We start from the raw sequence: 19,864 nt of genomic DNA, 5'->3' as shown, positions 1-19,864 counted from the left end.
AAAATTTGAATATGATTATTAAAATAATATTAAACTTAAATGAATAAATAGTCAATAATTTTCATTTATATTGAAAATCTAAAAAAACTCAGCAACAAAGTCATTATTCATTTGACTCTGTTGCTGAGTTCGTTTCTGGTTTGATTAAAATATCTTGCCAATTTTTCATCTGATCAATAAATTTTTTACTTTTTAAATGAATCCCAACATATTCATCGTATAAAAAATCAATAAATTGTCGCAAACGCTGTTTTGTTTCAGGCTTTAAATCAAGTTGATTAATTTGCTCATAACGGATTTGCGAAAAAATTCTTACAAGTTGTATCATCTTGTAATCAGCTGGATAATGCCGTGGATCTAGATATTGATGTTTCTCACATAATAGTCCATGGTATTTGCTTGAATAAACATACTTTCCATGACTTTCTCCACAAATCGCACAATGTTGCCAATCAAACAGCACCCCAAAACGTTGTAAAATTTGGATTTCAAAAATATTTGTAATAATTTCGGCATCATAGCCTTGATCAATAAACAATAGCGACTGGGCTAAAAAATGATAAAGATTCGGGTCGTACACACGATCTTCTATAGCTGCATCGGCTAAATTTAATAAATAAGTCGCATAACCAGCCAAAAAGATATCTTGTTGAATATTTAAAAATGGTTGAATATCTTTAGCACTGTTCAAAAATGAAAGATTTTCACTATTAAAGGTTCCAATATAAACTGCCTGAGTAAAAGGTTGAACAGCTGCTTTTAAAGGTTGGTTTTTACGTTGGATTCCTTTAGCATAAAACATCTGCTTGCCTGCCGATTCAGTGAAAATTTTAACCAACATATCATTTTCACGATGATTTTTTGTAAAGAGAATCAGCCCTTTTGACTCTGCTAAGGCCATTATTTCACCCTCTTAATAATCTTCTTTTCGATAGCCAAAATCAGTTAAATAAACTTGCTTGTCACGCCAATCTTTCTGCACTTTAACCCATAATTCAAGGTAGACTTTATCTCCAAGCAGTTTTTCAATATCTTTTCTAGCTTGTGTGCCAATTTTCTTCAACATGGAGCCACCTTTACCGATAATAATGCCTTTTTGACTGTCGCGCTCAATAATAATCGTTGCTTGAATTTGTACTTTTTCATCAGGTTTACGCTTCATAGAGTCAATAACCACTGCTACTGAATGCGGAACTTCATCACGAGTAAGTTGTAATATTTTTTCACGAATTAATTCAGATACAACAAAGTATTCTGGATGATCGGTAATTTGATCTTCTGGGAAATATTGTGGCCCTGCTGGCATGCTTTTTTCTAATTCTGACATTAAAGTTTCAAAATTATTTCCTTGTGTTGCTGAAATTGGAATAATTTGTGCAAAATCCATTTGCGCCTTAAAATCATCAATTTGTTCTAATAAATCATTAGGATGAATTTTATCAATTTTATTAATGACCAAATAAACTGGAACACTTAATTTCTTCAAACGTTCAATAATCATATCATCGCCTTTGCCCCGTTTTTGGTCAGCAGCAACCATGAATAGCACCACTTCGACCTCATGTAAGGCACTATAAGCAGCTTCCACCATATAATCACCAAGACGATGTTTCGGTTTATGAATTCCCGGTGTGTCAATAAATACAATTTGTGTCGTATCGGTTGTGTACACTCCTTGAATTTTATTTCTTGTTGTTTGGGCTTTATCACTCATAATAGCAATTTTTTGACCAACAATGCGATTCAATAAGGTAGACTTTCCTACATTTGGTCGACCAACAATCGCCACAAAGCCAGATTTTTCGATTGTCATACTAACTTCCTTTCTTCATTAATGAAATATCAAATCATAAAACTTTGGCCCAAAGATTAATAATCCAACAATTAATGCAAAAATTGCTTGCACTAAAACTAGGCCCGCTCCCATATCCTTTACTTTTTTACCTAAAGGATGAAAATGGTAATTGGTTATCATATCAACTAAATTTTCTAAAGAGGTATTCACCAGTTCCATTACAATCACTAGTGTGGCACTCAATAAAATCCAAATCCATTCAATGACACTCAAACGCATTACAACGCCTAAAATACAAACAACCACTAAAGCAAAACAATGAAAACGAAAATTACGTTCATCCTTGAAGGCTGTTTTTAAACCAGTAATCGCAAAGTCTAATGAATAGATGAAATGCTTATTCTTTGAAATATTTTTTTCATTGGGTTTTCTATCTTTTAAGTCCATAGGCAGTTAAAATATCCTCTTGTAAAGTAAACATCTCTTTCTCATCTTCGGGGGTCATATGATCATAACCATTGAGATGTAAAAAACCATGTACTGCTAAAAAACCTAATTCACGATCAAAACTATGACCGTATTCTTCTGCTTGCTCTTTTGCACGCTCGACAGAAATCATAATATCGCCAATGTTTCTAGGTAAATCAAAGGCTTCCTCTTCATCAAAAATGATAGCTAATTCGCCTTCTCCTTCATCTTCTAAAGCAAAACTGATAACATCTGTCGCTTGATCTTTATTTCGATAATCACGATTAATTTCTCTAATTTCTGCATTGTTCATGAAGGTTACCGACATTTCTGTATCAGGACTTAACTTCAAATAATCACCTGCGAAATCTAATAAATCAGCAATTTCATTTATTTTTTCCTCAGTTAATAAATGTTGTTCATCAATAAAGGTAATCTCCATTAGTTCTCTCTTCTTTCTTGTTCTTCTTTCATACTTTTAGCTTCTGATTCCATTTTAGGATATTTAATTCTTGAGTGGAACGTACTGCATAAACCATTCACAATGGATTTTTCGATAATGGCTAATTCATTTAATGTCACACCTGATTCGTTCAATTGACCATCTAAAATTCGTGATTCAATTAATTGATGAACAAATTTTTGAATCTTTTCATTACTTGGATGATCCATCGCACGGACAGCCGCCTCACAACTATCGGCAATACTTACAACGGCAGCCTCCTTAGTCTGAGGCTTGGGACCAGGATAACGGTAATCACTTTCCTTGGTTTGGGGATCACGTTCTTTGGCTTTCACATAGAAAAACTTCATCAAGGTAGTCCCATGGTGTTGGTTACAAATGTCAATAACCATTTGTGGCATATGATATTGTTCTAATATTTTAGCACCATCAATGACATGACCAAAAATAATTTGCTTACTGTCTTCAGGGAGTAAGAAATTATGGGGATTTTCTGCACCATGTGGTAAATTTTCAACAAAGAAATTGGCGTGTTTTAACTTACCAATATCATGATAGTAACAAGCAACTCGTGTAAGCAAACTACGACCATTAATCGCAGCCACAGCATTAGCACTCAAATTAGCTACCATCATACTGTGATGATACGTACCTGGCGCTTCTTCTAGGAGTTGTTTTAATAATGGATGATTTGGATTACTTAGCTCATTTAGTACAATCATACTATCATCAGAGACTAAAAGCTCGATATACGGGAATAAACCAACCATTAATAATAATGAAATAGCATTTCCAATAAAGCCACAAATAAGTGTTAAATAGGTTTTCGTATCAGAAAAGCTCATTCCTTGCATGATAACAACAATCACATTCATAAAGAAAGGAAAGCCTAAAGCTAAAAGCATCGCCTGTAGTCTTTGGTTATATAGATTATGTCGTTTCAACAGCGTACCCATTAAACCGGCAAATAGATAAGCAATCACAATAATGGTTACTACACTTGTCCCAATCGCATCATAGAAAATGAAATTCAGTAATATGACTTGGAATAAAGCTGCGACAATAGCTAGACGTCGTTCAAGCAATACATTGATAGCAAATGGGGTAAACATCGCTGGATAAAGGAGTGATAAATAGGATATCGCCTCATCTTGAATCACTTGAATGGTCTTCATAACAACGATTGAAATAAACATCATCAACAGATAAAAAACAATTTTGATAATGCGACGTTTTAAATCTTTTTCTTGACAAGTAATGCTATATAACACAATTAGCTGTAAAATAATAACCAAAATCAAGGCAACCATTGGGAAAATTGAACCACGTCGATTGGTTAAACCTAATAATTTTAATTTTTCCATCGCAGCGGCATCAATTTGTGAACCTTCGCGTACAATAATTTCCCCTTGATAAATCATCACAGGTTGGACATCATCTCTCGCTTTTTGCCGTAATTGTTCTGTTTTTTTCTCATTTAAAAAAGAGTTAGGCACAATTGCTTTAGATAAAATAGTCTTCACTAAATTTTTGGAAATATCCGTTGTTTTAAGTTCATTCACTTGCTGATTTAATTCTTTTAAAATTGCCGTGACATCCGCTTCTTTAATTTGCTTCTTAAATTCTTGATCAATAAATTTTAAACTTAAGGATTGGACTTCATTTAGCTCTTCATTTGAAGTGGAAAAAAGCTCTTTATAAAAAGTATCATCAAAATTTTGATAAAAAGTTAAACTATCGGCATCTAGTGATTCAAACTGTTTCTTCAAATCAATTATCTCATCTGCAATTGAAATACTAGGTGCAACATCCCCTGATTTTTGATTTTCTAAAGCTTCTTGATACTTTCCTTGCGCATTTTTTTCAACTTTTTTTACCAATTCAAACAAGCGATTGACATATTGATATTGTTGTTTGGCAATATCTTCTTGAAATGTATATTCAGGGGTAACTGCTTCAGCCGCAATTTGTCTACGTTTTTTTGTTGCCTCTGTATTCTCAATGGTTTTATTTGCTCGAATACTTTCTTCCACTACCTGTCCTTCATAATAATGGATACTCTTTGTCCTCACACTTGTAAAAATCACTAAAAAAGAGCAGATGAAGAATAGTAAGAATAGAAGTGGTAAAAAGAACTTCCCAATTTTTTGATATATTTTCCAAAACGGTTCAACTAGCATTATCTCACCTCCATAAAGAAATTATCTGTCTATTTATTTTTGCTCATACGCTTTAATAATCTGAGCAACAATTGGATGACGAACCACATCACTTGCATCAAAATATACAAATTGAATCTGATCAATTTTTGCAAGTGTCTTCTGTGCATGAAGTAGTCCACTTGTAACGCCACGTGGTAAATCAATTTGTGAAGTATCACCATTAATAATCATTTTTGAATGAAAACCTAAACGTGTTAAAAACATCTTCATCTGCGAAATAGTCGTATTTTGAGCTTCGTCTAAAATGACAAAAGCATCATCTAATGTTCTACCACGCATATAAGCTAATGGCGCGATTTCAATCACTCCACGTTCAATTAAGCGTGTCGTATGTTCAACGCCAAAAATTTGGTGTAAAGCATCATAAACTGGACGTAGATAAGGATCCACTTTTTCTTTTAAGTCTCCAGGTAAAAAACCTAAACTCTCTCCAGCTTCTACAGCAGGACGGGTTAAGATAATTCTTTGTACTTCACCCTTTTTTAGCGCTAATACAGCCAAAACAACAGCCAAGAACGTCTTTCCTGTACCAGCTGGACCAATACCGAAAACAACATCATGGCTTTTCACTGCTTCTACATAATGATGTTGCCCACGGTTTTTCACCCGAACAACTTGACCTTTACGTGTTTTTATTAATTCTTGTTCATATAGTTGAATAAATTCATCAAGATTCCCTCTTCTAAGCATATTCAACGCCGTAACAACATCTGGTGTATGAATTGGTAAACCACGGCGGATTAATTCAATCAAAGAATCAATCACTAATTTTGCTTCATCGACAGCTAATTCTTCCCCTTCAATTTGCAACATTTCACCACGGGTACGTATAATAACAGGGAGTTGTTCCTCAATTAATTGCATATGTTTGTCATGTGTACCATAGAGTAAACCCAAATCAATTTGGTCATCAAAATTCAAATCTACTGTTTTTTTGCGCTCTACCAAGCAAACTCCTCCTAATCACTTCATGATTATCCATAATTATAGCATACAATAAAAAAAATTTCGATAATTCCCCATTGGACTCCCTATTCAAAAATATTAATAAAATAAAAAAACAGCTAGAGTAATTCTAGCTGTTAATGACATTGAGTATTACTTATTTAGCAATTCTTTAACAATTGCATTCACTTGATTACCGTCTGCTTTTCCTTTGACTAAAGGCATTACAGCACCCATAACCTTACCAAATTCTTTTGCAGAAGTTGCTTGAACTTTATCAATTGCTTCTGAAACAATTTTGCGAATTTCTTCTTCGGTTAATTGTTTTGGTAAATATTTTTCAACAATTGCAATCTCAACTTTAACTTTTTCAACTAAATCTTCACGGCCTGCTTGTACAAATTCAGAAAGAGCATCACGTCGTTGTTTCATTTCACGAGACAACACAGTAAGTTCTTCATCTGCATTTAATTCATGGCCAGCCTTGATTTGTTCATTTTGAATCGATGCTTTCAACATGCGAATCACTTGTAAAGCTTCTTTATCTTTTGCTTTCATCGCCGTCTTCATATCATCGTTCAAAGTACTTAGTAGTGACACACTACCAGCTCCATTTCTTTACTACTAGATTAGTATTTTTTACGTTTTCTAGCAGCTTCAGATTTTTTCTTGCGTCGAACACTTGGTTTTTCATAGAATTCACGTTTGCGAGATTCTTGTAAAGTACCAGCTTTAGACACGGAACGTTTGAAGCGACGAAGAGCATCGTCAAGAGATTCATTTTTGCGAACCACTGTTTTTGACATGTAAATCCCTCCCTCCGAGCTTAAAAAGTAACCGTTTTTGTTATCGAAATTTACTTTCTTAAAAAAACATTGTCCTTTTGGAATTATAGCTAAGTTCCAAACCAATGTCAAGTGAATTTAGAAAGATTCAATCACTTTTTACGACTAATTTTCAGTCTGTATTGATTGGTTTTTACTACATTCTTCGCACATGCCGTATATTTCAAAACGATGGCCTTCAATTTTACAACCAGCTAGTTGCTCTTTAAAGAAATCCATCGGACACATTTTCAATTCTTTTGTTTTACCACAATATTTGCATATAAAATGATGATGGTGATGGTCGGCACCCATTAATGAACAATGTAACCTAAACTTCATTTCAGCATTAAAATCAGTTTCTTCAAAAATTCCCAATTCCGAAAAATCATGTAAATTACGATAAACGGTATCATAACTCAAACCTGGGAATAATTCATTCATATATTCATGTACTTCACGAGCGGAAACATAGCGGTTTTTATCTGCTAAAAAGCGAATTAATGCCTCTCGTTTTTTCGTGTATTTTAAACCATTTTCCTTTGTAACTGCTAGTGCTTTTTGAACCACATCTTGACTTTGCATTTTTATCCTCCCAATTTCTAATCAACTTATTATAGCATACTCTTTCAAGCATTTCGACGAACAAATATTATAAATACTTTCTGACAAAATACTGACTTTCCGACTATAAAATATGATATAATTTAGAAAAATATGCGAAAAGAGGTCAACATATGAGCGAAAACAATAAAAATATTACCATCTTCGTCATTTCAGATTCAGCCGGCGAAACCGCTTCAAAATTAGCACAAGCAACTATGGCACAATATCCAACCGTGGATTTTGAATTAATTCGTCGTACTTTCATCCAAAATCAAGAGGCTTTAAATCTAGCCTTAAACGATGCTAAGTCACTAAATGCGATGGTTATATACACCATAATAAATCCAGATTTAGTACAATTGACGCAAGATTTTTGTGAAGAGAATAATCTATACAGCATGAATGTATTGACACCGCCAGTTGAAGAAGTGGCTAAACGAACAGGTGTCAAACCTACCGGAGAACCTGGTGCCCTTCATCATTTAAATAAAAATTACTTTAAACGTATTAAAGCAATGGAATTTGCTGTTAAATATGATGATGGTAAAGATCCAAAAGGTTTCCTAAAAGCCGATATCGTTTTGCTAGGGGTATCAAGAACTTCAAAAACCCCACTTTCACTTTTCTTAGCAAATAAAAACTTGAAAGTTGCGAACCTACCACTCGTTCCGCAAGCACAAATTCCAGAACAGCTATGGCAAGTTGATCCAAAGAAAATTGTTGGATTAACAAATGATCCAGCTGTATTAAATGGTATTCGTAAAGAAAGAATGCGCGCATATGGGCTTGATCCAGATACTGCTTATTCAGACATCGACAAAATCAAAGAAGAATTAGAATTTGCCAATAAGCTTTATAAAAAATTAGGCTGTGTCGTCATCAATGTTGCTACTTTATCTATCGAAGAAACAGCGTCAATGATTTTAAGTGAACTAAATCTTGAAGATCATAGCTACTTTATTACAGATAGTGATTCTCAAGGTAATCAATATATGTAACCTAATAAAGCCTCAAACCCACTGGAAGTTTGAGGCTCATTTTTCGCTATTTTCTTCTCTGTGCTAACACATTCGGTATCTCGGAAAGTTCAAAAGGTGTCATTTGATATACATCATTCATCCAATTATGGTAAAGTAAATAGGCATTTCCTCGCCAACAATTATAGATGCGATTCTCAACTTGATCATTTTTAAAATAGTTCACTGGTAGTGCCGTATCTAATCCTTTTTCTTGATCACGCAAATATTCTTCTTTTAACGATTCCGTATCATATTCAAAATGGCCCAGTAAAAAAATATCATGATCATCTTGAGAAATTAAAATGGTTGCACCGATTTCTTCATCCGCCGCTACAATGCGAAGTTGTTTCTCATCAATCTGTGCTTCATTAATTCCGGTATAACGTGATTGCGGGCCATAAAATATATCATCAAAACCACGAAATAAGCGATGATTTAACAATAATTCTTGAGGATATATACCAAAAAGCTTTTTATCATATAAGGTTTTTTCTACCCCATAATGATAATATAATCCCGCCTGTGCACCCCAGCATATATGTATGACAGAAGTTACATGATCTTTACTCCATTCCATGATTTGAGTCAATTCATTCCAATAGTCTACCTCTTCAAAAGGCATTTTTTCAACTGGCGCACCGGTGATAATCATCCCATCATAACAAGAATCTTCAATTTCTGTAAATGACAAATAATACTTATCTAAATGGTTAGGACTCACATTTTTCGACTCATGAGTAGCCATCTTTAAAAAGTCTAAATCAATTTGTAGCGGACTTTGACTGATTAATCGTAAAAATTGTAATTCTGTTTTTATTTTATTAGGCATTAAATTTAATAATAATAGTTTTAGCGGCCGAATGTCTTGGTGAGTCGCTCTTTGATATTCTATTGCAAAGATATCCTCTTTGGCCAATTGCTCAGCCGCTGGAAATCCTTTGGTTAACTTAATTGGCATTTTGCTCCCCCTTAAAAAACGGACTAACCAAATTGATTAGTCCGTTAAGATTAGTACACTTGAACACCTTCACGATCAATAGATAATAATTCCACTTGCGCATGGGTGTCCATTGATTGTAAATGTGTCATAATACGACTACTATTTTCCTGTGGTGTAAGAACTAATACTGTAGGTCCAGCACCACTTAAGAAACAACCATAGGCATTTTCTTCCAGACATATTTGACGAATTGTAGATAGATGAGGCACTAATTTTTCCCGATAATGCTCATGGAATAAATCACGTCCCATCAATTCTCCAGCTAAATCAAGATTACCATTAATAATCGCACCAATCATCACATTGCTAATAGCACTTGCCTTTACAGCATTTTTAAATGAAAAAGTTTCAGGTAAAACACTGCGCGATTGTTTAGTAGCTAACTCGCTTTCTGGAATATAGGCAATAATATCACATTCAGGAAAATAATGTTTGACTGATAAAACTTGTTCTTGTTGTTCATCATAACAAGCAACCACAAAATCTCCGTAAATCGCCGGAGCCACATTATCTGGATGCCCTTCTATTTTAGTCGCAATATTTAGCTTCTCTGCTTCAGATAAGTTAAGATTGGCTAACCGATTTGCCAATTCAATTCCTGCAATAATGACTGAAGAACTACTACCTAAGCCACGGGTTAAAGGAATATCAGAAATCATTTTTAACTTATGAGGAACAAGATAAGGTGCAATACTTAAGGCAGTTTGAATCAATAAATTATTTTCATCACTTGGAATCTCAGGACCTAAATGGTGGACAATTTCCCATTTTTCTTGCGGCTTAAGTACCTCAATAACCAAATACTTTGCAAGGGCAATCCCACAAGAATCAAATCCTGGTCCTAAATTTGCAGAAGTGGCAGGCACCTGAATTTTCATAGTTTTTCCACCCCAGCACGCATATGAAGACGCATTTCCTCTACATCTGCCATCTTATGAATATCAGCATGTACTTCATGAATTGCTGTATCTGGGTCTTTTAATCCATTTCCAGTAAAGACAGTCACTACAGTTTCACCAGGTTTAATTTTACCTGCTTTTACATGTTTAATCACACCAGCTAATGATGCTGCTGACCCTGGTTCTACAAATACACCATCCATCGCAGCAACTTTTCTATAAGCATTTAGAATTTCTTCATCAGTGACTTCATCAATATAGCCATTCGATTCATCACGTGCCGCTGTAGCAAGATGCCAACTTGCTGGATTACCAATTCGAATCGCAGTTGCAATTGTTTCAGGGTTTTCAATCACTTGATCTCGAACGATTGCTGCTGCTCCTTGTGCTTCAAAGCCATGCATTCTTGGTAGTGAAGTGCCTTTAACTTCATGCCATTCTTTAAATCCTTTCCAATAAGCAGAAATATTTCCTGCATTTCCCACTGGAATAGCTAAGACATCTGGTGCAAAGCCTAACTGTTCACAAATTTCAAAAGCCGCTGTTTTTTGACCTTCTAACCGATATGGGTTGACCGAGTTGACTAAAGCCACTTTTTCAGTTTTAGCAATGTCACGAACAGCCTTCAATGCTTCGTCAAAGTTACCTGGAATGGAAATGATATCTGCACCATATGCAATAGCTTGAGCAAGTTTTCCCATCGCAATCTTACCATCAGGAATCACGACATACACTTTGATACCTGCACGTGTACCATATGCAGCCGCAGCAGCACTCGTATTACCAGTTGAAGCACAAACAATCGCTTTAGCTCCTTCTTCAACGGCTTTTGCTACTGCCATTACCATACCACGGTCTTTAAAGGAACCGGTTGGATTTAGACCTTCATATTTTCCATATAGTGTAATTCCTAATTCTTTAGATAAATTTTGAAGGGGAATTAATGGTGTGTTCCCTTCACATAAAGAAATCATTGGCGTTTTGTCAGTGATTGGTAAATATTCCTTATATCGTTTTAGTAATCCTTCATAGCGATTCATTCTTATTTTCCTCCTCAAGGGTTAATTATTTTCAATTACTTTCATCACACGTATCATTTCAGCATCTTCCATCAATTGATTCACTAATTCTTTTAATTGATCTTTAGCAATTTTTTCAAGAATTACCTGATACGCATCAGTTGTCGCATGCTGGTTACAAATCGTGTATCCAGATAGTTTTTCTTTTATTTTCTCTAAATGAGTCGTCTGGATATCCATATAGTAACAATCAATGCTATGTGCGTCATCCAATAATTGTGTTTTTCGGTGATAATTATTAAACAATGGTGCCGGTAAATTTTTTTGACAATTATTGGCAATAGCTACCAAATCAGAAACTACACTTGTCGCTGTTGGTAAAGCACCCGCCCCTGGTCCATAAAACATAGAACGATGAATACCGGTGCTTTCAATATAGACACCATTATATTCATTTTTTATCGAGGCTAAAGGATGCGCATTTGCCACAAAACATGGTCCAACACTTACCTCAATAGCGCCATTTACATATTTGCTTCGACCAATTAATTTAATTTCATAACCAGCTTTTTGTGCAAAAGAGACATCATCAGGCGTTACTTGGCGAATCCCCTCAATCGTTAAATCATCCATACTAACATCCATACCATAGGCAAATTGTGAAAGAATCACCATCTTATAAGCAGCATCAATGCCATCAACGTCATTCGTAGGGTCTGATTCTGCAAATCCTAATGCTTGTGCCTTACTTAATGCCTCATCATAACTCAGACCTTCTTCAAGCATTTTTGTTAACATGTAATTGGTTGTACCATTCACGATTCCTAGTACATTTGTAATATCATCAGCTAAATAGTTATTGGTTATCGTACGTAAAATAGGAATACCGCCTGCTACACTTGCTTCATAGAACAAAGAGACTTGATTTGTTGCAGCACATTCATTTAATTCCACACCATGTTGGGCAATTAAGTCTTTATTCGCAGTTACAACATGTTTTTTACTATTAAGTGCTTGCGTAATAAATTCTTTTGCTGGATGAACCTTACCAATCAATTCTACTACGACATCAATCGTTGAATCGCTCATTATTTCATTAATGTCTGTTACTAATTGAAAGCCATATTTTTGGGCTATTTGTGATTTATCTTCACCCACACGGACTAAACATTTGGTAATCTGAATCTTGACACCAGTTTCCTTTTGTATTTTTTCTTGTTGCCTAGCTAGCACTTCAACGACACCGCCACCCACGACACCTAAGCCTAGTAAGCCAACATTTAACGTCTTATCCATAATTGCTCCTTACTTGAATTAGAATTTATTCATGTATTTCTCATAATTTTTTATTCTAGTCTATCAAAATTTGACAAGGAAAGCAATAGTCTATTTTGAGGCAAGTTGCTATAAAATGTATAAAAAAAAGACCCACCTATGATAGATGAGTCTTTCAGTCAAAGATTATGCAGTCAATTCTTCAATAGCTGCTTGTAAATCTTTAATTTTTTGGGCTGCTGCTTCACTAGATTCTGCTTTAACCCCAATATAGAATTTAATCTTAGGTTCAGTACCAGATGGACGTACAGCAATCCAGCTTTCATCAGCCAAAATATATTTCAATACATTAGATGGCGGAGTAGTTAATTTTTCAACCGTACCATCGACATGTGTTTTTGTTAATGCTTGGAAATCTTCTGTTACTTCAACCGCAACATCAGCAAAATGAGTTGGTGCCTTTTCACGGAAAGTAGCCATCAACGCTTTAATCTTAGCAGCACCTTCTAAACCACTCATAGTCACAGAGATGGTTTTTTCTGCATAGTAACCAAATTCAGCAAAAATCTCTTGTAAGGCATCATATAATGTCTTACCTTGCTTCTTATAAAAGGCCGCTACTTCTGCTAATAACACTAAGGCTTGAATGGCATCTTTATCACGTACAAATGATTTTACAAGATAGCCATAACTTTCTTCAAATCCAAACATAAAGGTATTTGACCCAGTATCTTCAAACAACTGAATCTTTTCAGCAATAAATTTGAAACCAGTTAATACATTAAATGTCGTCACACCAAAGCTCTTAGCAATCGCTGCAGGTAATTCACTTGATACGATTGACTTCACAATAGCCGCATTTTCTTTTAATGTACCTGCATTTTTATGAGCAGTTAAAATATATTGAGTCATAATCGCGCCAATTTGATTACCAGTCAACACTTGATATTCGCCATTTGGCATTCTAACAGCTGCACCTAGTCGATCGGCATCAGGGTCAGTCGCGATCAATAAGTCGGCATCTTCTTTTTTCCCTAGTTTCATTGCATATTCAAAGGCAGAATGTTCTTCAGGATTTGGTGATTTAACTGTACTAAAGTTAGGGTCAGCAACAGCTTGTGAAGGTTCGATGACAAATTTTTCAAAGCCAGCTTGTTTCAAGGCTTTTTCACCTAGCATCTTACCAGTACCATGTAATGGTGTGAAAACTAGTTTTAATTCTTTACCCATTTCAGCTACCAATTCATGATTGATAGTTACTTTACTTACCTCTTTTAGATAAGCATTATCAACTTCTTCACCAATAATATTAATCAAACCACTGTGTTTTGCTTCTTCTTCTGATAAAACAACTACTTCAAGTGGATCTTCTACTTCACGAACAAATTTTGTTACTGCATCTGCATCTTGTGGTGGCATTTGTCCACCGTCTTCACCATATACTTTATATCCATTATAATTTGCTGGATTATGTGAAGCAGTAATCATGATACCAGTAAAGGTTTTTAAGTAACGTACTGCAAATGAAAGTTCAGGTGTTGGACGTAAACTTTCAAAGACATAAGATTTGATACCATGTTTTGCTAAAGTTTTTGCTGCTTCCATCGCAAATTCAGGAGAGTAATGACGGCAATCATAAGAAATAGCTACCCCACGATTACGCGTTTCAGGGTCTTGTGTGTTCATAAATCTTGCGAGACCTTCTGTTGCTTGACGGACAGTATAAATATTCATACGGTTAATCCCAGGTCCTAAGATTCCACGCATACCGGCAGTACCAAATTCTAAAGGCGCGTAAAAGGCATCTTCCAATTCTTTTGGATTGTCTGCTAACTCAGCTAATTGTTCGCTTAAATGAGCTTCTAAATCCTCTTTTTTCTTCCATTGTTCATAGACTTGTTCCCAAGACATACAAAACACCTCTTTTTAAGATTCAAGATTTCGAGAGGGAATTCTCGGTAATATTATAACATTATTACAAAAAGATGAACAGACAAAAAGCAAATGTTATAAAAATGAAAATGCTATATATTTTCAGAAATCATTTCTGAAAACAAAAAAACTTCTAGCATCATAAACTAGAAGTTTCATTTTTAATCGTCATTTATTTTCTTCAATATATTGATAAGCTTGTTGCCCCGCAATTCCGCCGTCGCCAACTGCAGTGGTAATTTGTCGCAAGTGTTTTTGACGCGCATCCCCACAAGCTAAGATACCTGGAATTTTCGTTTGCATGCGTTCATCAGTTACAATCCAACCAGCATCATCGGTAATCCCTAAAGAAGTGAATGCTTGTGTTAAAGGAATTAATCCAACATAAATGAACACGCCATCTGCAGCTTCTTCATAAGTTTCACCAGTCTTAACATTTTTGATTTGAACACCGGTAACTTTTTGATCATCACCTTTAATTTCTTCAACAACACTATCCCAAATAAATGAAATTTTTTCATTTGCAAAGGCACGGTCTTGAATGATTTTTTGAGCACGCAAAGCATCTCTACGGTGAACAATCTTCACTTCATCCGCAAATTGGGTTAAATAAATGGCTTCTTCAACTGCAGAATCACCACCACCAACAACAATTAATTTTTTATTTCGGAAAAATGCCCCATCACATACTGCACAATAAGAAACCCCACGACCAGAATATTCTGCTTCTCCAGGAACTTCTAAATTTCGATGCTCACAACCAGTTGCAATGATCACAACTTTGGCTTCATAAGTTGCATCATCAGTGATAACTTCCTTATAATCCTTGTGATCTTTTACTTCTACTACATTACCATAGCCGTGTTCAACACCAAATTGATTGATACCATCATACATTTTTAAGGCTAAATCAGGACCTAAAATTGAATCAAAACCTGGATAATTTTCCACCTCGGCAGTGTTGTTCATTTGTCCTCCAGGAATTCCTCTTTCCAATAATAATGTTTTAAGGTTTGCACGTGCAGCATATAAAGCAGCCGTCATACCAGCCGGTCCTGCACCAATAATTATACAATCGTATTTCATTTAAAGAAACCCCTTTACTTTCTAATATATAGTAGTATAATCTTATTCGTTTATAAGAAACTATCTCCACTATAAAGGAGGGAAAATATTTTGACAAGTAAAATGAATTTTCATGCTTCGGACCGTGAATTAATCTTTCTAAGTTGGCCAATATTCGTGGAATTATTAATGGTTGTTATTATTGGAAATATTAATGTCTGGATGATTTCACAATTCAATGAAGTTGCCGTTGCCAGTGTAGGGGCTACCAACCAATTATTAAGTTTATCTGTCTACATTTATGGATTTGTCACAATTGGTACACAAATTATGATTGCCCAATTTATTGGCGCTAAAAAGAATCGAGAAATTCCCGAAATCATCAATACTGCTATTTTTGCTGGATTAGCGATTGGATTAATTCTAAGCATTTGTTTTTATTTTTTTCCTGAAAAATTGTTAGGATTTATGAATTTACCTGCTGAAGTCATTCAAATTGGTCTACCTTATGCAAAGATTTATGGTGGTGGTGTATTTATCGCAGCTGTCAATGCCATAATGGTAGCAAGCTTGAGAACACATGGATACACCAAACAAGCACTGTTAATTCCAATGTCTGCTAGTTTTTTAGCAGTTATCGGAAATTATCTTGCCCTATTTTCGCCATTTGGACTACCACATCTTGGCGTTGAAGGTTTGGCTTTTTCAGCATTATTCAGTAATTTTATTGCTTTTAATGTCGCGCATCGCTTACTAAAAAAATATGTGGGTTATGAGCTATTTTCTTCACGTATCCATAAGATTTCTATCGCTAAACTAAAACAAATATTAAAATTGGGCTTACCTTCTTCTGGTGAATCAGTTTCCTATCAAGGGGCACAAGTAGTGGTTACGATGATAGTTGCTTCTTTAGGGGCAAATGTCTTAATTGCTAAATCCTATGTTGCTGCTATTACGCAATTCGTCTTTTTAACAGCAGCGGCTTTAAGTCAGGGTAATCAGATTATTATCGGTCGACGTGTAGGAGCGCAAGAATTTGATCGTGCTTATCAACGTGGCATGCGTTCAACATGGCAAAATGTCGCAATCTCTACTTTGATTTGTGTCATTACTTTTCTTTTCATTCAGCCAATTATGCATATCTTTACCAATAATCAAGAAATTATCGATATTGCACGTTGGGTCTTTTTAGTTGAAATTGTTCTTGAAGCAGCACGTGCCGTCAATATGACACTAGTCGGCTCGCTAAATGCTAGTGGTGATGTCAAGTTTCCACTGTTTTGTAGTCTGACCGTCCTATGGCTAATCAGTTTACCATTTTCCTATTTGCTAGCTATCGTGGTAAATTTTGGTTTAGTAGGTGTTTGGATTGCTTATGCGATAGACGAATCTTTGCGCGCAATATTAATGATTCATCGTTGGCGTCATGGAACTTGGCGTAAAAAATCGATCATCAATACATAAAAATAAAGGAGCAGCCCAATTAACGAGTGATGTGACCCCCAAAAGTTAGACTTTTGGGGGTCACATCAGAGCCGCTCCTTTTTATATTATTCATTACTTAAGTCTTCACCATTGGATGCAATCACTTTTTTGTACCAGTCAAAGGATTTCTTCTTCGTACGTTTTAATGTACCGTTTCCTTCATTATCACGATCCACATAGATAAAGCCGTAACGTTTTTTCATTTCCCCAGTACCAGCAGAAACTAAGTCGATACAACCCCATGTCGTGTAACCTAATAAATCAACACCATCAATTTCAACGGCATCTTTCATCGCTTGAATATGTTTAGCTAAATAATCAATTCGATAATCATCTTCAACATAGCCATTTTCATCAGGTGTATCAACCGCCCCTAAACCATTTTCAACGATAAATAATGGTTTTTGATAACGGTCATAAATATCATTCATAGTCGTGCGCAATCCTAATGGGTCGATTTGCCATCCCCATTCACTTGCTTTCAGATATGGATTCTTAACTGAAGCAAAGATATTTCCTTGTGTTTCTTCTAATTTATCAGAAGTTGCTACACGTGTTGAATAATAAGAGAATGAAACGAAATCAACCGTATGTGCTTGTAATAATTCTTCATCACCTGGCTGCATTTCAATCTTAATGCCTTTACGTTCTAATTCTTTAAGAACATAATTTGGATATTTACCTCTTGCTTGCACATCAATAAAGAAGTAATTTTCACGATCAGATTTACGAGATTCCCAAACATCTTCAGGTTTACAAGTATATGGATAATACGCTCCTGCAGCTAACATACATCCTACTTTATTTTCTGGATCAACTTCATGTGCAATCTTGGTTGCAATGGCTGAAGCGACTAATTCATGGTGAGCCGCTTGGTACTTGACTTGCTCTTGATTATCGCCTTCTTCAAAATAAAGTCCAGCTCCCATAAATGGTGCATGTAAAATCATATTAATTTCGTTAAATGTTAACCAGTATTTTACTAAGCCTTTATAGCGATTAAAGATAACAGTACATAAGCGTTCATAAAATTCAACTAATTTACGATTTCGCCATGCGCCATATTCTTTAATCAAATGCATTGGGCAATCAAAGTGCGTAATGGTGACTAAAGGTTCAATCCCGTATTTTTGACATTCTTTAAATAAATCTTCGTAATATTGCAAGCCCTCTTCATTTGGTTCTAATTCGTCCCCTTTTGGAAAAATGCGGCTCCATGCGATAGATAAACGATAAACTTTAAATCCCATTTCAGCAAATAAAGCAATATCTTCTTTATAGCGATGATACATGTCAATTGCCACTTTAGCCGGATAAAAATGTTGATCATCAAAATCAAACATCTTCATTTGCCCTGTGATGACCGGAAAACGATCTGGCCCAATTGGTACAACATCGACATTTGCTAATCCACGTCCACCTTCGTTGTATCCTCCTTCACATTGATTCGCAGCCGTTGCGCCACCCCATAAGAAATCTTTTCTAAATCCCATTGATATTCCTACTTTCTTCATCATAATATTTACAATCTTATTATCCTATTTGTAAATAAAACTACAACTAAATTCATAAAATCTGCAATAATATTTACAAAATACGTTTTCAATCGTGCATTTTTTGTAAATATCATTTAAAATAGACTTATGAAAAACAAAGGAGGAAGTTATGTTATTATCCGAAAAAATGAAACAGGTCAAATTATCACCTGCTGAACAAAATATTATTCAATTCATGCAAGAACACCCTTTTGACCTGGATCAATATGCCATCTCACAGCTAGCCAATCAATTATATGTCCATCCTTCTACCTTTATTCGTTTAGCCAAAAAATTAGAATTTGATGGTTGGCTCAGTTTACGTCAGGCATTTAAAGAAGAACAACAATATCTAAATGCCCGGTTTCAACAAATCGATCCCAATCTTCCTTTTTCAGCCAATGACAACGAAATGTTAATTGCTAGTAATATTGCTCAATTAGAAAGTGCCACCTTGATGGACTCTTTTGAATTACTGACACCGCAAAAATTAAAAACAGCCAAAAAGCTTTTAAAAAATGCCAAACAGATTAAAATCTTTGGTAGCAGTGGCAACTTAATGGTGGCTAAAGATTTTATGCTCAAAATGCAGCGATTGAATTGTCCGGTAGAAATGTCGGATGTAATCGGTGAAACGCTATATCAAGCCTACAACACTGGTCCGGATACCTGTGCTATCTTAATTTCTTATACAGGGGAAAATTCAGCCAGCATTAATATCGCCAAAATGCTCAAAAAGAAAAATACGCCTATCATTGCGTTGACCAGTATCGGGGATAATCAATTGTCTAGGCATAGCGACTGTACCCTCTTTTTAACGACGCGAGAAAAACTTTATTCGAAAATTGCTAGTTTCACAATTAATACTTCTATCTCCTATTTATTGGATATCTTATATAGTTTATATTTTTCAATCAATTATCAGCAAAACTTAAATCATGTACTCGAAATGGGCGAAATGATTGATACGCGTCAAAGCAGCTCAAATATTATGCAAGAAGAAAAACAAAAAATTCATTATCAAATTCAAGATTCCTTCAGACCGAATTAAAAAAGCGACTACCACAAGCTATTGGCTCTTTGTCAAGTAGTGTTGTTGGCAATTAAGTCAATTGGAGAGAAAGTTATTTTATGAATGCTTTCTCTCTTTTTTTATTTTCTTTCTTCAATCGATGCTTATGTACTAACAGGTGGCTGGAGCTGTGCAAGGGTGGACTTGTCCACTTGCGTAGCCCTTGCATAGCTGTTAAAGCCATCTGTTACAATGTGTGGGCGATTGAGGAAAGGTTTTAAGCAGTTTTTCTTCTACATT

The 19,864-nt window shown here is 35.2% G+C and carries 19 protein-coding genes; 3 read left to right on the top strand and 16 right to left on the bottom strand.

The genetic code is table 11. The features are described 5' to 3' along the window. Positions 1 to 103: 103 nt before the first annotated feature. The 9 genes from recO to ACTQZM_RS05370 form a co-directional block, all read right to left on the bottom strand. Entirely contained in the window at positions 104 to 901 is a 798-nt protein-coding gene (gene recO / locus ACTQZM_RS05410; protein WP_441653121.1) for a DNA repair protein RecO, read from the bottom strand. 12 nt (positions 902 to 913) lie between these two features. Continuing rightward, positions 914 to 1,813, bottom strand: coding sequence for a GTPase Era (gene era, locus ACTQZM_RS05405; protein ID WP_248624785.1), 900 nt, complete (start codon positions 1,811 to 1,813; stop codon positions 914 to 916). Positions 1,814 to 1,831: 18 nt separating this feature from the next. Then, on the bottom strand, positions 1,832 to 2,242 hold the full coding sequence (locus ACTQZM_RS05400; protein WP_441653120.1) for a diacylglycerol kinase family protein: 411 nt from the start codon (positions 2,240 to 2,242) through the stop codon (positions 1,832 to 1,834). Next, entirely contained in the window at positions 2,226 to 2,705 is a 480-nt protein-coding gene (gene ybeY, locus ACTQZM_RS05395; protein WP_349277064.1) for an rRNA maturation RNase YbeY, read from the bottom strand. Before ybeY ends, ACTQZM_RS05400 begins: the two co-directional genes overlap by 17 nt. After that, positions 2,705 to 4,906, bottom strand: a complete 2,202-nt coding sequence (locus ACTQZM_RS05390; RefSeq protein ID WP_441653119.1) for an HD family phosphohydrolase — start codon at positions 4,904 to 4,906, stop codon at positions 2,705 to 2,707. Before ACTQZM_RS05390 ends, ybeY begins: the two co-directional genes overlap by 1 nt. A 33-nt stretch (positions 4,907 to 4,939) precedes the next feature. Continuing rightward, a complete protein-coding gene (locus ACTQZM_RS05385) occupies positions 4,940 to 5,896 on the bottom strand; it encodes a PhoH family protein (RefSeq protein ID WP_441653118.1) in 957 nt (318 codons plus the stop codon). Positions 5,897 to 6,046: 150 nt separating this feature from the next. Continuing rightward, on the bottom strand, positions 6,047 to 6,493 hold the full coding sequence (locus ACTQZM_RS05380; protein WP_113784302.1) for a GatB/YqeY domain-containing protein: 447 nt from the start codon (positions 6,491 to 6,493) through the stop codon (positions 6,047 to 6,049). A gap of 29 nt (positions 6,494 to 6,522) precedes the next feature. Next, entirely contained in the window at positions 6,523 to 6,699 is a 177-nt protein-coding gene (gene rpsU / locus ACTQZM_RS05375; protein WP_016251878.1) for a 30S ribosomal protein S21, read from the bottom strand. Positions 6,700 to 6,843: 144 nt separating this feature from the next. Continuing rightward, complete coding sequence (locus ACTQZM_RS05370) at positions 6,844 to 7,302, bottom strand: Fur family transcriptional regulator (protein WP_441653117.1); 459 nt, start codon at positions 7,300 to 7,302, stop codon at positions 6,844 to 6,846. 152 nt (positions 7,303 to 7,454) lie between these two features. Here ACTQZM_RS05370 and ACTQZM_RS05365 point away from each other — a divergent pair, with 152 nt between their 5' ends. Beyond that, the gene (locus ACTQZM_RS05365) at positions 7,455 to 8,321 is read left to right on the top strand and encodes a pyruvate, water dikinase regulatory protein (RefSeq protein ID WP_441653116.1); all 867 of its coding nucleotides are present in this window, start codon (positions 7,455 to 7,457) and stop codon (positions 8,319 to 8,321) included. Between the two features lie 46 nt (positions 8,322 to 8,367). Here ACTQZM_RS05365 and ACTQZM_RS05360 read toward each other — a convergent pair whose 3' ends face one another. The 6 genes from ACTQZM_RS05360 to trxB all read right to left on the bottom strand — a co-directional run bounded on the left by ACTQZM_RS05360 (position 8,368) and on the right by trxB (position 15,553). Next, positions 8,368 to 9,300 (bottom strand): homoserine O-succinyltransferase, encoded by a 933-nt coding sequence (locus ACTQZM_RS05360; RefSeq protein WP_113826928.1) that lies wholly within the window; start codon positions 9,298 to 9,300, stop codon positions 8,368 to 8,370. A 50-nt stretch (positions 9,301 to 9,350) separates the two neighbouring features. Next, positions 9,351 to 10,220, bottom strand: coding sequence for a homoserine kinase (gene thrB, locus ACTQZM_RS05355; RefSeq protein WP_113836943.1), 870 nt, complete (start codon positions 10,218 to 10,220; stop codon positions 9,351 to 9,353). Then, positions 10,217 to 11,281: a threonine synthase gene (gene thrC, locus ACTQZM_RS05350; RefSeq protein ID WP_087401634.1), complete on the bottom strand. Its 1,065-nt coding sequence runs from the start codon at positions 11,279 to 11,281 to the stop codon at positions 10,217 to 10,219. The genes thrB and thrC overlap by 4 nt, the downstream gene beginning before the upstream one ends. Before the next feature lie 21 nt (positions 11,282 to 11,302). Beyond that, positions 11,303 to 12,556 carry a homoserine dehydrogenase gene (locus tag ACTQZM_RS05345; protein ID WP_441653115.1) on the bottom strand — a complete coding sequence of 418 codons (1,254 nt, stop codon included), beginning with the start codon at positions 12,554 to 12,556 and terminating at the stop codon, positions 11,303 to 11,305. Positions 12,557 to 12,721: 165 nt separating this feature from the next. After that, positions 12,722 to 14,446 (bottom strand): phospho-sugar mutase, encoded by a 1,725-nt coding sequence (locus ACTQZM_RS05340; RefSeq protein ID WP_113784295.1) that lies wholly within the window; start codon positions 14,444 to 14,446, stop codon positions 12,722 to 12,724. 189 nt (positions 14,447 to 14,635) lie between these two features. Further along, entirely contained in the window at positions 14,636 to 15,553 is a 918-nt protein-coding gene (gene trxB / locus ACTQZM_RS05335; RefSeq protein ID WP_441653114.1) for a thioredoxin-disulfide reductase, read from the bottom strand. A 90-nt stretch (positions 15,554 to 15,643) separates the two neighbouring features. Between trxB and ACTQZM_RS05330 the strand changes: the two genes are divergently transcribed. After that, positions 15,644 to 16,996: an MATE family efflux transporter gene (locus tag ACTQZM_RS05330; protein WP_441653113.1), complete on the top strand. Its 1,353-nt coding sequence runs from the start codon at positions 15,644 to 15,646 to the stop codon at positions 16,994 to 16,996. A gap of 86 nt (positions 16,997 to 17,082) precedes the next feature. Here the strand turns inward: ACTQZM_RS05330 and ACTQZM_RS05325 are convergent, their stop codons facing one another. Continuing rightward, positions 17,083 to 18,510 (bottom strand): 6-phospho-beta-glucosidase, encoded by a 1,428-nt coding sequence (locus ACTQZM_RS05325; protein ID WP_171301443.1) that lies wholly within the window; start codon positions 18,508 to 18,510, stop codon positions 17,083 to 17,085. A 172-nt stretch (positions 18,511 to 18,682) separates the two neighbouring features. Here ACTQZM_RS05325 and ACTQZM_RS05320 point away from each other — a divergent pair, with 172 nt between their 5' ends. Beyond that, on the top strand, positions 18,683 to 19,603 hold the full coding sequence (locus ACTQZM_RS05320) for a MurR/RpiR family transcriptional regulator (protein ID WP_441653112.1): 921 nt from the start codon (positions 18,683 to 18,685) through the stop codon (positions 19,601 to 19,603). Positions 19,604 to 19,864 lie beyond the last annotated feature (261 nt).

This window comes from Enterococcus cecorum, from assembly GCF_052119425.1.
Taxonomy (GTDB): Bacteria; Bacillota; Bacilli; order Lactobacillales; family Enterococcaceae; genus Enterococcus_E; species Enterococcus_E cecorum_C.
Note: the sequence above shows the minus strand (reverse complement) of the source record. Positions and strands in the feature narration are given on the sequence as shown.